General features: G+C 68.8%; 14 protein-coding genes. 7 read left to right on the top strand and 7 right to left on the bottom strand.

Going from position 1 to position 12,666, the window contains the following annotated elements; genetic code table 11:
• Window positions 1-380: 380 nt before the first annotated feature.
• Both C1I97_RS18710 and C1I97_RS18705 read left to right on the top strand, forming a co-directional pair.
• Window positions 381-953 (top strand): plasmid mobilization relaxosome protein MobC, encoded by a 573-nt coding sequence (locus tag C1I97_RS18710; protein WP_111004359.1) that lies wholly within the window; start codon window positions 381-383, stop codon window positions 951-953.
• The gene (locus C1I97_RS18705) at window positions 943-2,640 is read left to right on the top strand and encodes a relaxase/mobilization nuclease domain-containing protein (RefSeq protein ID WP_111004358.1); all 1,698 of its coding nucleotides are present in this window, start codon (window positions 943-945) and stop codon (window positions 2,638-2,640) included. The genes C1I97_RS18710 and C1I97_RS18705 overlap by 11 nt, the downstream gene beginning before the upstream one ends.
• Before the next feature lie 201 nt (window positions 2,641-2,841).
• Here the strand turns inward: C1I97_RS18705 and C1I97_RS18700 are convergent, their stop codons facing one another.
• The 5 genes from C1I97_RS18700 to C1I97_RS18680 all read right to left on the bottom strand — a co-directional run bounded on the left by C1I97_RS18700 (window position 2,842) and on the right by C1I97_RS18680 (window position 7,406).
• Window positions 2,842-4,140 carry a hypothetical protein gene (locus C1I97_RS18700; protein WP_258382629.1) on the bottom strand — a complete coding sequence of 433 codons (1,299 nt, stop codon included), beginning with the start codon at window positions 4,138-4,140 and terminating at the stop codon, window positions 2,842-2,844.
• Window positions 4,141-4,388: 248 nt separating this feature from the next.
• Window positions 4,389-4,934, bottom strand: coding sequence for an HAD domain-containing protein (locus tag C1I97_RS18695; RefSeq protein ID WP_111004356.1), 546 nt, complete (start codon window positions 4,932-4,934; stop codon window positions 4,389-4,391).
• 35 nt (window positions 4,935-4,969) lie between these two features.
• Window positions 4,970-5,662 (bottom strand): class I SAM-dependent methyltransferase, encoded by a 693-nt coding sequence (locus tag C1I97_RS18690; RefSeq protein ID WP_111004355.1) that lies wholly within the window; start codon window positions 5,660-5,662, stop codon window positions 4,970-4,972.
• Window position 5,663: 1 nt separating this feature from the next.
• On the bottom strand, window positions 5,664-6,491 hold the full coding sequence (locus C1I97_RS18685) for a phosphotransferase family protein (protein WP_258382630.1): 828 nt from the start codon (window positions 6,489-6,491) through the stop codon (window positions 5,664-5,666).
• Between the two features lie 165 nt (window positions 6,492-6,656).
• Window positions 6,657-7,406, bottom strand: coding sequence for a hypothetical protein (locus C1I97_RS18680; protein WP_111004353.1), 750 nt, complete (start codon window positions 7,404-7,406; stop codon window positions 6,657-6,659).
• 227 nt (window positions 7,407-7,633) lie between these two features.
• On the opposite strand from C1I97_RS18680, the gene C1I97_RS18675 reads away from it, so the two are divergent.
• Genes C1I97_RS18675 through C1I97_RS18665 form a run of 3 tightly spaced genes read left to right on the top strand, consistent with a single transcriptional unit; the run spans window position 7,634 to window position 9,985 of the window.
• The gene (locus C1I97_RS18675) at window positions 7,634-8,989 is read left to right on the top strand and encodes a tetratricopeptide repeat protein (RefSeq protein ID WP_111004352.1); all 1,356 of its coding nucleotides are present in this window, start codon (window positions 7,634-7,636) and stop codon (window positions 8,987-8,989) included.
• 1 nt (window position 8,990) lies between these two features.
• On the top strand, window positions 8,991-9,527 hold the full coding sequence (locus C1I97_RS18670; RefSeq protein ID WP_111004351.1) for an NUDIX domain-containing protein: 537 nt from the start codon (window positions 8,991-8,993) through the stop codon (window positions 9,525-9,527).
• Complete coding sequence (locus tag C1I97_RS18665; RefSeq protein ID WP_111004350.1) at window positions 9,524-9,985, top strand: hypothetical protein; 462 nt, start codon at window positions 9,524-9,526, stop codon at window positions 9,983-9,985. The genes C1I97_RS18670 and C1I97_RS18665 overlap by 4 nt, the downstream gene beginning before the upstream one ends.
• An 18-nt stretch (window positions 9,986-10,003) precedes the next feature.
• Here C1I97_RS18665 and C1I97_RS18660 read toward each other — a convergent pair whose 3' ends face one another.
• Entirely contained in the window at window positions 10,004-10,546 is a 543-nt protein-coding gene (locus C1I97_RS18660) for a hypothetical protein (protein WP_111004349.1), read from the bottom strand.
• 96 nt (window positions 10,547-10,642) lie between these two features.
• Between C1I97_RS18660 and C1I97_RS18655 the strand changes: the two genes are divergently transcribed.
• Together C1I97_RS18655 and C1I97_RS39290 are read left to right on the top strand one after the other, a co-directional pair.
• Window positions 10,643-11,041 (top strand): hypothetical protein, encoded by a 399-nt coding sequence (locus C1I97_RS18655; protein ID WP_111004348.1) that lies wholly within the window; start codon window positions 10,643-10,645, stop codon window positions 11,039-11,041.
• Entirely contained in the window at window positions 11,038-12,372 is a 1,335-nt protein-coding gene (locus C1I97_RS39290; protein WP_146608242.1) for a hypothetical protein, read from the top strand. Before C1I97_RS18655 ends, C1I97_RS39290 begins: the two co-directional genes overlap by 4 nt.
• A gap of 108 nt (window positions 12,373-12,480) precedes the next feature.
• Here C1I97_RS39290 and C1I97_RS18645 read toward each other — a convergent pair.
• A partial coding sequence (locus C1I97_RS18645) for a DUF6000 family protein (protein WP_258382628.1) occupies window positions 12,481-12,666 on the bottom strand: 186 nt, incomplete at its 5' end.

Here is a 12,666-nt window from a genome sequence, read left to right as displayed (position 1 = left end):
GCCCAGGTCACTGCCCGTCGACCCGCCTGGCGGGACCGGGCCCAAGCGCACTCGTTGACCACTTCCCTGGGTCCGTATCACTCCGTCGCATCCGTCCCCGCGCAGGTCAGCGTGGGGACGGATCTCCTTGCCAATACGGATCACTCCGTACCTGCGGCGGTGTCCGTACCTGCCCTGACCAGCCACGCGACGGATGCAACGGACGTGACGAAGTCCCACCCACACACGACTACCGGAGCACCACCATGCCCGACAACAGCACCGACACCACTCCTCCCCGTCGCCGCGGGAAACTGTTCGGCCTGGCCCGCCGATCAGCAGCAAGCTGGAGCGAACGAGCCTCTAGTGAGGCTTCGTCCGCGCTTGTCCCCGCCCCAGGGGTGGCGGAGGAGGCCGGGCGCCAGGGGGCGCCCGAGCCGGAGGAGGGGGTGGCCAAGCCCGGCCCGATACCCGCTACCGACTCCACCTCCCCGCTCGCCCAGCCGCCGGCCGACGTCCGATCGCCCGTCGAGCAGCCCTCATGGCGCGATCCCGGCGCCCCCGTACTGCCCGCGTTGATGAACCGCAGTCGCACCACCGAGAAACGCGACCAGGAGAAGACCATCCGCTTCACCCGCACCGCGGTCAGCCTGATCACCGCCGCAGCCCACCAGCGCGGTCAGAAGTTCGCAGGGTTCGTCGGCGACGCCGCGCTCGCCGTCGCCCTCGGCAAGGCGAGCCTGGTCGGCAGCCCGGAGGGCGATCCCATCCGCCCACTGATCGAAGCCATCGAGGCACACACCGCCGCGCTGAACCGCATCGGCAACAACCTCAACCAGATCACCGGTTCCATCCACCGAGGGACTGTCCCCGAGCACGCCGAGACCGTGCTGGCCCACGTCGAGCAGGCGGCCGGGAACAGCTACCGGCTGATCGACCAGCTCCTGACCGAGGGCACTGCGCATGGTGCCTGACGTCTCCACCGGCTCCGACACCCGCGGGCTGATCGTCTACCTCTTCGGCCCCGGCCGCCGCGACGAACACACCGACCCTCATATCGTCGCCGCCTGGGACATGGCCGGCGCACCCGACCCGGGCCGCGACCCCGAGGCCAGCTACACCCTGCTCGCCAAGCGCCTCGACCATCACGTCGACCTGCGCACCCGCGAGCTGGGCGGCAAGAAACCACCTCAGCATGTCTGGCACTGCCCGGTCCGCACCGCGCCTGGCGACCGCTACCTCACCGACGCCGAGTGGGCCGAGGTCGCCCGCCGCATCGTTCACGCCGCCGGCATCGCCCCCGAAGGCGACGAGAAGGCATGCCGATGGATCGCGGTGCGCCACGCCGACGACCACATCCACATCATGGCCACGACCGTCCGCGCCGACGGGCGCCGCCCCCGCACCCACCGGGATGGCTGGCGGGCCCAGCAGGAGTGCCGCAAGATCGAAGCCGAACTCGGACTGCGCCGTCTGAAGTCCGGCGACCTCACCGCGCCCCGCACCCCCACGGGCGCCGAACGCGCCAAGGCGGAACGCGAGGGCCAGACGGTCACGTCACGGCAGTGGCTGCGGGAGCAGGCGTACGCGATCGCCGCCGCCGTACGCAGCATTGACGAGTACTTCACCGTGCTGCAGTCCCTCGGCATCAAGGTCAAGACGCGCCTCGGCCCCGAGACCGGTGACGTGATCGGCTACAGCCTCGCCGCACCAGGCGACACCAACGCGGCCGGCGAACCCGTCTGGTACGGCGGCTCGAAGCTCGCCCCCGACCTCTCCATAAACCGCCTGCGCGAACGCCTCCCCGACCAGGAGGTGGCCGACCGCCCGCGGTATGTGGCGGACCCCGCCGACCCATGGCGCCACACCACCACCGCCATACACGCGGCACGCACCGTACTCGACTCCGGTGACGAGGCCGCCGCCCAGGGCCACCTGGCCGCCTTCGGCGACGCCCTGTACAACATCGCCAGCGCCACGACCGGCCCACACCGGGCGGAACTGCGAGCGGCGGCAATGGCGTTCAACCACGCCCGCCGCTCCGCCACCCGCGCCGACCACCAGGCCGCCACCGCCCTGCGCAAGGCCGCCAAGGAACTCGCCTACGCCTCCAGCGAGCCGGGCGGGCTCGCCATCGCCCTGCTCTTCGCCATCCTGCACTTGGCCCGCGCCGCCGCTAAGTGGCACGAACAGCGCGGCCACGAACAGCAGGCGGCAGCAGCCGAGAAATCCTTCCGCCACCTTCAGGCGGGCTACCAGCAGGCCGCCGCACCCGTCTTGGCGGACTTGGCCCGCCGCGCACCGCGGGCCGCAACCGCCAGCCGCTACGAGCAGGACGTTCGCGTGGTCCTCCCCGACCACGCCGACCGGATCCTCGCGGACCCCGCTTGGGCTGCCCTGACCACAACCCTCGCCCACGCCGAGACCGCCGGCCACAACCCCCGACGTCTCCTGGCCGAGGTGGGCGCCCAACGGGAGCTCGACAGCGCCGAACACCCCGCCGAGGTCCTCAACTGGCGCATCACCGCTCAGCCGAACCGGCGGGCTCAGGCAGCACGCAGGCGAAGCACCGTCAGCGGCGCCTCGTCCGTGTCCGCCGCGCTGCGCCCTCCGGCCGCACCAGCGGCCATGAGGCCCGAAGAGCGAAGTCGACACCGCTGACGCCCTGGTCAGATGTCCTCGCCACGCGTCGTGGCGGGGCATCCGGTCGGGTTCAACGGCTCGCTGCTTAGCCAGTCACAAAGCTGCTCGCGTTGATTCCTCACCCGGTCGGTGGTCTACGCCCCCGATATCGCTCCAGCGGACGGGTGTGTCGCTCCGGTCGGCCTCGCACGCAGGTGAGGCCGACCGGTGAACCACGCTTTAGGAGCAGTTCCACTCTTCGCTGGGCAGCGAGTGCCACAGGTCGAGCCAGTCATGGCGTAGGAAGAGCGGTCGGGTCAGGACGACGTCGCCGGCCCGCTGGGACCGGATCGCCAGGCCGAGGTCGGTGAAGACCGGATCGGCGGCGGGGCTGTACGTCAGGCTGCCGGGCCGCAGTGTCGTGCGGTGGACGAGCCAGTCCTCCACGTGGGAAGGCACGCAGCCGGTCAGCGGGGCTGTGTCCAGTCTTACCTGGGGGCCGGTGAGTGCGTTCACGGCGACACACCCCAGGCGGCCGCCCCGGAAGAGGGCCCTGATCCCGCTCTCGGCGAAGTCGGCGTAGTTGAGCTGGTGGTCTTCGTCGTGATGGGAGTAGGACGAGATGGTCGGTTGTTCGCCGAGGGCGCTGGTGATCTCTTCCAAGGTCATCCCGAAGTGCAGGGGGCCGACGCCTATGTATGGCGTGAACGTCCACTCGGCGCGCTCCTCCTCCCGGGCGATCCGCCACGGGCCCTGGTACCCCGCCTCACTCCCCGGGGCGGCCACGGGCGGCTTGGGTGCCGGCTCGTGCGGGGCCGCCTGTGTCGGCGCGATCCGGTCCTCACGCCGGCGGCCGGGTTGTTCCGGAGCCGCGGTGTCCTCGGGTTGCGCTTCCAGCCAGCGGATCGCCTGTTCCTGGCCTTCCCCGAACGGGTCGTCCGCCAGAGCGCGTGCCCGGTCCAGGGCCGCGTGGTGCTCCTCCTCCGCGGCGACGAGACCGGTGACGTCCTCGCCCCAGGCCGCCAGCCGTTCCCGGGCGATCCACCGGTAGTACGAGTCCACGCTCACGGCCAGGACCGCGCGGACGGCGGGCGCGTACCGAGGTACGGACGAGGCGAGGGAGGAGTCGGCCAGGAGCAGGGCGGTGGCCGCGAGCGCGGCCTCCCTCACCAGTGGATCGTCGTCGCAGAAATCCGCGATGCGGTCGTGGAGCATTGGCCGCGCCGCACGGGCGGCGGTCAGATCCTGCGCCGTGCCGACACCGTCCTCGACGCCCAGGCGGGCGATGTCGGCGAACGAAGCAAGCCAGTTCAGCAGTTCGGCGCGGAGCGGCCGCCGACCGGCCCTGCGTTCCCACCGGTCTTCGGCAAGGGTGCGCGGATCGTCGAGAAGACGGGCGAGGACCAAGGCCGCTGGGGCGGTTGCCGGGAACACGCGCTCCTGATTGAGGAGCAGCCGGTACAGATCCCCCACCGCCCGCACCCGGTGGGCCGGGTCGGCGGCGAGCACAGCGCCGAGGATGTCTGGGGTGTCGGGCACACCGTGTCGGCCCGTACAGAAGTGGGGCAGCTCCTCCCAGGCGGTGCCGGCGAGCTCTGCCTGTGCTGTGGGTGGCAGGGAGCCAGCGGCAGCATCAGGAAGGTCCGGGGTTGTTTCGTTGATCACGGCCGCAGTGTTCCAGCCGACTCCGACATCAGCGGCGCCGATACCTGCCCAGACCGCAGACGGCTCACGCTCGAGTAGCACCCTGATGCCCTTGCTGCTCGTGACAGCGAGGGCATCAGTCGTCAGACGGCGCGGGCTGTGGGTAACTGCGAGACCCATGTCGTGAGCTCGATCAGGTGCTCGGGCTGCAGCCCGAGGTGTGGGTCGGGCTGAACGAGGAGGGTCGGCGTTCCCTTGGCGGTGCGTTCCGCCGCCCAGGTGTGGTCGAGGCCGGTGAAGTCGTCGTCGATCCAGACGGCGGGGGCGTCGTCCAGCCAGGCGTCGACGTGGTCGCGTTTCCAGAGGTAGCCGTTGGGGTGGCTGGTGGTGATCTGGGGACGCGGCAGGTCGACGTGCGGCAGAGGCGGGAGGCCGAGGAGCGGTCCGATCAGGGTGGTGGCGTCATGCCGCCAGCTGGTGCACCAGACCGGCGTGACGAGACCCGTACTGATCACGTCCATGAGTATGGGTCCGTGGGCGGGGTCGAGCCAGACGGTGACCGGGTTGTCGGCGCTCCGGCCGGTGGGGACGACGTCGTGGCGGGCGTGGGTGGCCGGGGTCGAGCCGTCCGCGTTGGGGAAGGGTATGAGGACGCCGTCGATGTCGAGGAGCAGGTAGGGCGGGCGCATCGGTTCCTCCAGGGGAAGCCGGGGCGAATGGCTGGTCAGAGCTTGCGAGCGCGGATCAGCAGGGTGGTGGGCCAGTGGCCCATGCGGGGGTCGTGGAACTCCTGGGCCGAGGTGAGCCAGAAGCCGGACTGGCTGAGGTGCCTCTCCCAGCGGTCGATATCGAACTCCCAGCGGGCAATGGGGAGCCGGGTGCGGTCGGGGAGGGTGACGAAGTCACGGCGGGGCCGGTCGTCGCCGGAGGGGCTGCGACCGCCGCGCTGCGGGTGCGGAACGGAGAAGGCGAGCACCCGGCCGGGCGCGAGGCGTTGGGCGATGGTCGGCAGCAGGAGTTCGGGGGCGATGAGACCGACGGCGCCGAAGACGGAGTAGATCGCGTTGAACTGCTCGTTGGAGGCGTGCAGGTAGTGCAGGGCGTGCCCGGCGACGAAGGTGAGGTTGCTCAGCCGTCCGTAGTGGGAGCGGGCGCGGCGGACCTGGAGGCCGACCAGGTCGACGCCGGTGACGTGAGTGCCGTGGTGGGTGGCGAGGTGGGCGGCGTTGTGGCCGGGGCCGCAGCCGAGTTCCAGGAGCCGCTTGCCGCGAAGGTCGGGGCTAAGGATCTCGGCTCCGGGTCCTTGGCCGGGTCTCGTGGTCCATTCCATCCGGGCGGGTACGGCGAGGGGTTCGGCGAGTCCGACGGCGGTGCGTTGGAGGGCGTGGGCGTGCCATGGGGATGCCTGGGCGAGCACGTCAGATCTCCAGGAGGTGGAGGACGTCGGTGAGGTGGCGGCGGACGGCCTTGATGTAGGCGGGATCGGTGGCGGGGTCGTTGATCCAGCGGATGGACTGCTCCATGAACCACTCGACGGCCCACATGCGGTGCCAGCCCAGGGCCCAGTTCTCGGCGGTGAGTCCGCCGCGCGGTGCGAGGGCGTCGGGAGTGCCGCCGGCGGTGACGTACTGCTCCAGGAAGACGCGCAGGCGCACAGGGTGCGGGGGCTCGATGGTGCCGTGCCAGCTGGCGAGGTCGAGCAGACCGGGGCCGGTGAAGGCGCGGGCGAAGTCGAGCAACCGCCAGCCGCGCTTGCCGATGTGGAGGCTGGTGGGGTGGAACTCGGAGTGCACCCAGCCGAAGGGGGCGATCGTTGCTCCGGCCGAGCGGGCCTCGGCGGCCCGGGCGATCCTGTCGAGCGCGTCCTCGACGTCGTCGGCGTCGTGCCAGCGGTCGGCCTTGCGTAGCCGTTCGAGATGCTCCAGTGCCCGGGTCGGCAGCGTGCGCAGCCGCTCCTGGTCGAGGACCGGCAGGGCGGGAGCCGTACGGGTGCCGTGCAGGACCACAGCCGCGGCGACGCCGTCCAGGTCGTCGGCCTCACGAACGGACGGCCCGAGGTCCTCCATGAGCATGCCGAGCCAGCCGTCCAGAACGGCGGAGGCGTGAACCTGGGGGACGGGAACACCGAGGGTGTGGGCCAGCCGGAGGGCCTGGTCCTCGCTGTCGAACGGCTTCTTGGCGTACTTGAAGATGGCCGTGGAGCCGTCGGGGAAGGTCACGCGCTCGACGCCGGACATGGACCACACGCGCACCTCCTCCCGTACGGCGGTGGCCTGACCGGCCACGGTGAGCAGGTTGTCGAGGAGTTCGGCGCTGGGGTTCGTGGTGGTCACGTGAGGGCTCCGGGGGATGGTGGCGTCCGGGGCGGGCGTGAGATGCCGGCCCGCCCCGGAGCCTGATCGGGTGGTGGGTTACGCGGCGGGGTTCACGCGGTGGGCGTAGACCTGCTCGATCCAGCCCGCCTTGAACGCCGCGAGGTCGTCACGGAAGTTCGCCATCGAGGCACCGTAGGGTGCGACCACGCCGCCGGACTGGTCCGGCACGGACTGGCAGCCGTGCACGAGCCGGCCACCGAGGGCAGCGTGGGCCTTGATGGACTCGATCCGGCGGTGCTCGTTGAACCAGCCGCCGTGGTAGACCTCGTCGAGCATCCCGCCCGTCTCGTCGTTCAGGTCGAAGACGACGGAGGTGGCGGCGGGGAAGAACCAGCACGGGCCGACGTTGGAGATGTGCCCGTCGAGCTCCACCTTGTTGAGCGCCATGAGCGTGGCGGCCTCGCGGAGCATCCGCAGGTGGTCGGCGGTGATCTGCGGGAGTCCGAGGCCGGTCAGGTGCTCGTCGCGGAAGAGGTACGCGTACACCTCGTACGCGGTGGCCAGGACGCGAGCCGCGTCGGAGGTGGACTCACCGTGGTTCTTGATGAAGTCGAGCGCGAGCTGCTCGACCGCGCTCTCGGTCGTCTCGTCGACACTGAGGAGCTGGGCCTTGACCAGCTCCCAGTCGGCGACGAGCCAGGTGTTGGACTCGAAGCGGAAGAAGTACTCGGCCGGGTCGATGGTGATGCGCCGGCCGTCGACCTGGATGCCGGGCAGGCGGCTCCAGCGCGGGTCGAAGGCGCCGGGCAGCTCGACCGTGATGGCCATAGTGTCGATGGTGGTCACCGTGTCTCCGTCTCTGTTCGGCCGGGTCCGGGCATAGGAATGCCCGAACCAGGAGTGGGCGTACGTACGGAACTTCGAGGAGCCGCCCGGACCAAGAGGGAGCCTGGAGCACGGTCGCGCCGTTCCGGGCGGCTGCTGATTAGTGAACCGGTGGTCACGCTCAGTGGGTACGGTGGGAGGCAGTTGAAGCGGTATACGCGGTTTACAGCTCCGGAGCGGAGGCGATCGTGGCGGCGCAGAGAGACCCCAACTCCCGTCTGCGCGACGTCATCGATGCGGTCGGCTGCACCTACGAGGCCCTCGCCAGGGACGTGCGGCGCATCGCCGCCGAGAACGGCGAGATCCTCCAGACCAACAAGTCGGCCATCTCGCACTGGGTAAACGGCACCCGCGCCCCTTCGGGCCGGGTAGATCAGTACCTCGCTGAAGCACTGTCCCGCCGAGCAGGACGCACGATCACCCAGACCGAGATCGGCCTCCGCGCCGGCGAGGCCGAACAGCAGGCGGAATCCGACCCCGTCCTCACTGCCACCGACCTGGGCCGCGCCGACGTCGAGCGCCGCCGCTTCCTCGCCATCGCGGCCTTCACCACCGCCGGCGTCGCCATGCCGCTCAACCACGACCATGAGGCCACCGCCCGCATGCTCCGTGCCCGCACCGGCACGTCCCTGGTCGGCGGAGAGGACGTGGATGTCGTACGCCAGATCACCGCGGCCTTCAGCGCCGCCGACGAGCGTCTCGGCGGCGGACACGGTCTGACCACCGTCACCGCGTACCTCGCCGACACAGCCGCCCCCATGCTTCGGGGCCGATTCCCCAGCGAACCCTTACGTCGGGCAGCGTTCGGCGCGGTCGCCGAACTGGCCTACCTCGCGGGGTGGAAGCACCACGATTTGGGCCAGGAGGGTGCCGCCCAGCGGTACTACCAGGTCGGCTACCAACTTGCCTGCGAGGCGGACCCCCACGGCCACGCCGCCTGGATGATGCGCGCCCTCGCCCACCAGGCCCTGAGCCTCAAGCAGCCCCACCACTGCGTCGACCTCGTCGAAGGCGCCCTACGCACAGGTCTCGGCCACGTCGACGGCCAGACCGAGGCTCTCCTCCACATCACCCACGCCCGCGCCTACGCGGCCGTCGACGAGCACCCCTTGGCCGCGCGCGCCCTGCTCGCTGCCGAGGGCGCCCTCCTCCGCGACGACGGCCCCCAGCCCAGCTACTCCCGCGTAAGCGGCCCGGCCGCCGGCACCGTGGCCAGCCACACCGCCCGCACCCTGACCGACCTCGCCGACCACATCGGCACCGAACAGCAGCACCGAGACGCCCTCACCCGTTGGGACCCCGTGAAGTACAAGCGCGTCCACGCTCTCACCCACGCAGACCTCGGCGACAGCCTCGCCGCTCAGGCCCGCGCCGACGAAGCGGTCGCCGCATGGACCCAGGCCCTGGTCCTGATGGAGGGCATGACCTCCGACCGGACCCGGAAAGCGATCACCTCGATCCGCTCCACGCTCGCGGTCTACCAGCGCCGCCGCGTTCCCGGCGCCGCCGATCTCGCCCACCGCGCCCGCGAGGCCCTCGCCTAACATGCCCAACAACCCGCCCGATGAAGGGAACACCGTGGCCCAGCAGACCGACGACCGCTCCCAAGCCCTCAAGCCAGCGCTCGCATCGATGACCCTGCTGGTCGCGGCCGTCATCGTCCATGACAAGGCCACCAACCGCGTCGTCCTCCTCCAGCGCAGCGAAAACGCCAAGTTCGCCCAGGGCCTGTGGGACCTCCCCGTCGGCAAGAGCGAGCCGGGCGAACCCATCACCGAAACTGCGGTGCGCGAGCTCTACGAGGAGACGGGACTCACCGTGAAGCCCGAGTCTCTCAAGGTCGCCCACATCATCCACGGCGCCTGGGGCGTCGAAGCCCCCAACGGCTTCCTCACGGTCGTGTTCGCCGCCCACGACTGGACGGGCGAACCCGAAAACCGCGAACCCCGCAAGCACTCTCAGGTCCGCTGGGTCGACGCCAACGCCATCCCCGAGGCGTTTGTGGATACCACTGCCAGCGCCCTCCACCACTACCTGAATGACGGCTCGGAGGTCTCGCTGGACGGCTGGTCGGCAGCGTGAGCATCACGCTGCTTCACCTCATACGCAAGGATCCGCACTTTTCGCCTGCGCCAGCCGCGAGCGAGGCTGCGCAGGCCCAGCTACAGCAACTGGTTCCTGAAGCGCTGGGCGGTTATGACGTCTGGGACATCCCCGGCGCAGCCTTCATCGACCCAGGGGAGAACGGGTGCGGTGTTCGGTGCCCCGCGTGCGGCTCCGACATCGAAGACTGGTGGGGCAACGCGATGGACACGGCAGCCCTTCCAGACGGCTATTTCGACTCACTTGCCGTGACGGTGCCCTGTTGCTCTGCCCAGACGGACTTGAACGCCCTCGACTACGTCGAGGCTGCGGGTTTCGCCAGGTACAGCCTCGTGACCACGGATCCAGAATGCGAGCTACCGCTGCCGCCAGCCACCGTCAGAGCACTGGGGGACCTCCTTGGCACGGACCCACGACAGGTCATCGCCAGGTACTGACGTCAAGCGCCGGCTTCGCTACGCAGGACCACTCGGGAACAGAAGCTCGTACGGCAGGTAATCGTCGTCCGGTACGCGCGGCACGTAGCCGGGGGCCGTGCGTACAGCCACGGCCAGCAGCCGAGCGGTAGCCTCCTCCTCGGAGATGGGAGCAAGCCCGAGGGCGTGCAGGAGGCGGTCGCGCTCGGTGTCGAAGTCCGGGTGGTCAGCCCGAAGGTCCGAGCCGAGCTCGCTGATCGTGAAGCCCTTCGCCAGGTCGCGCCAGAAGGGCAGTACGGCGATGAGCGTGATGGCCTCGATGAGGTCGGCGCCGATCAACGTGGCCTGGCCCTCGGAGTCGGCATATAGGACAGGCCGCTCCTCGGCCGCGGCTTCCCCGCAGAGGAAGTACGTGCCGCCGGCGCCGCATCCGGCTACCGGGTGCAGCGGCCTGCCAGATGGGAGTACAAGGTCCTCGATGGGATCCCGGCGATCTATGTCGAAGTCGCCTGGCCAGGCCAGCGCGGCAGCCAGCGACGAGTCTTGTTCGAGGCGGCGAAGCAGAGCGTCTGATGCGGTCATGGGCGGAAGGTAACAGCGCCCTCGGACAGTGCGTCTGGTTGCCATGCTGCGTGACGCCGAAGGCGCGCTGTCATTGGCGTATGGCACAGTGCGGCCATGAGCTACGACCTGGCAGTCTGGGAAGGCGACAAACCCGCTGACAATGCGATAGCGCGAGAGGTCTTCACCCAGTTGTACGACCGCTACATCGATACGGACGAAGAGTTTCCACCGTCACCGCGTATCGCCGAGTACGTAGCCGCGCTCCTGGCGCGATGGGTGGATCTCACGGAGGACGAGGAAGACACCTCTCCCTGGTCGACCGGGCCATTGATCGGTGAGGCGGCGGGCCCGTTGATCTACTTCCCGATGCGCTACAGCATGGCCGAGGAGGCTTCGGCCTACGCTGCGGAACTTGCGGCATCGATGGGGCTTGTCTGCTTCGACCCGCAGGCAGGAGGATTAAGGCCACATCCGTCTCAAGAAGCTCGTGCGTGCGTAAGGGTGGAGAGATGAGAGATTCCCAGCGGGAGGGAGGATCGTCGCCAATCCAGGGGGTATATCCCTTCAACATGCCAGGCGAATCAGTTGTACTGTACGACGGCCCAATAGGCGGTGTTGAGGAGGAAGGCGCTGCTGGTTGCGTAGAGCTGACTTGCTCGCCCAAGCTGAGCCTCGACTGGAGCCTGACAGGTGAGTCGGATTTCTCCTTGGAACTTCGCGACGAGGTGTCGCTGCAGTTGCTGCGGCCCTACGGTGTGGCTGCCCTACGCGTCAGCTTCCGTGGACAATGCGATGGATGGACTAACGGGGCAGAACTTGGCGATTCTGCCGTACCGTTGAGGCGAGTCGTTGCGCACTGGTTTAACTTGCCGAAATTCCAAGGGCAGTATCACCTGGCTGAGAGGACAGGTGAAGGGAAGCGGCTTTGGTCAGGTGGGCGCTGGCTGCGTGAGATCGGTGACTGGAAGATCGTCATCGATGTGAGGCCCGATCATAAAGACGTCCGGGTGGATATCCATAAGGTTCATGCGTACGTAATGACGCACGTCATGGAGCTAAGCCGGGTCGACGGGAGTACGTTCACTGCTGCTGAGGCAGAGCACGTTCTTAGGGCCCTCCACGTCGGGCTGTCGTTTGGTCTCGGCCGATGGGTGGCACCGCTCCTCCCGGCTGGAATAGACACACATGGCGAGGTTGCGTGGGAGGAGTGGCGATCCCTCCTCTGTGACCCTGCGCGCAAGATCAGCTCGGGATGGTGGGTGCCGTTCGATTCCGAGGCTCTCGCCAGTCTGCTCGACGTGCTGATCCCTGCATTCGCTGACCCTGACAGAGCGGAGCCGCTCCGCTTGCAGATCAACTATGCGGTCACCGCCACAAACGACACGGGGTTCGTCGAGCAGAGGGTCATGATTGGGGCCGCTGGCCTTGAGCATGTGATGTGGGAGCGACTCGTACTCAGTGGTCGTCTCACTCGGAACCAGTTCAAGGCGCGCCCAGCGCATTCGCTGCTACGCGAGGTCCTGCAAGACGCGGGGATTCCGACGTCAATCGATCCGAAACAGCTGCCTGCGCTCACAAGATTGGTCAGCATGAGGAGGCAAGAGTCCGGGGCAGACATGGATGGGCCTGATGTTGTGACGTGGGTTCGGAACAGGTTGGTGCACCCTACGGGATCTCAAGACGTCGTTTACCGGGTACCGGGAGTTGTGATGGAAACCTGGCTACTCACGCGCCATTATCTTTCTCTGCTGATCCTGGAGTCTTTGGGGTATCGAGGGTCATACCGCAACCTGGCCAAGAGGGGTGGGTGGGTTGGCGAGGCCGAGCGTGTGCCCTGGGCATGACGCGAGACCCGCTCTGGCGCGCTTGGCATGAGGTGGGTAGTAGGCAGGTCGGACAACAGGCACTGGCAAAGCAACAATCCTCGGCGCGTCTCGCAGCGCTCCTCGACGTCATGGACGCATCCACCCGTCGGCGAAGTCGCACTGGAGATCGGTCCAGCGACGCTGTGCGTCGGGGGTGTAGCCGGGTTGGTCGCTGAGGTGGACCAGTGCCTGGACCCACTGGTCCCAGAGGCCGTCGGGCTGGGTGAAGCGGTCGGTATGGTGGGTGCCGAGGTGGGCGTCGAGGCGGAGGAG

The organism is Streptomyces sp. NTH33 (assembly GCF_003236365.1).
Lineage (GTDB): Bacteria > Actinomycetota > Actinomycetes > Streptomycetales > Streptomycetaceae > Streptomyces.
This window is presented reverse-complemented; position numbering and strand designations above follow the sequence as displayed.

Excerpts from the sequence above, each read along its gene's own strand:
- C1I97_RS18670 (WP_111004351.1), top strand. The coding sequence starts at position 8,991 with ATGCCCAACAACCCGCCCGATGAAGGGAACACCGTGGCCCAGCAGACC.
- C1I97_RS18695 (WP_111004356.1), bottom strand. The coding sequence starts at position 4,934 with ATGCGCCCGCCCTACCTGCTCCTCGACATCGACGGCGTCCTCATACCC.
- C1I97_RS18705 (WP_111004358.1), top strand. The coding sequence starts at position 943 with ATGGTGCCTGACGTCTCCACCGGCTCCGACACCCGCGGGCTGATCGTC.
- C1I97_RS18655 (WP_111004348.1), top strand. The coding sequence starts at position 10,643 with ATGAGCTACGACCTGGCAGTCTGGGAAGGCGACAAACCCGCTGACAAT.
- C1I97_RS18660 (WP_111004349.1), bottom strand. The coding sequence starts at position 10,546 with ATGACCGCATCAGACGCTCTGCTTCGCCGCCTCGAACAAGACTCGTCG.
- C1I97_RS39290 (WP_146608242.1), top strand. The coding sequence starts at position 11,038 with ATGAGAGATTCCCAGCGGGAGGGAGGATCGTCGCCAATCCAGGGGGTA.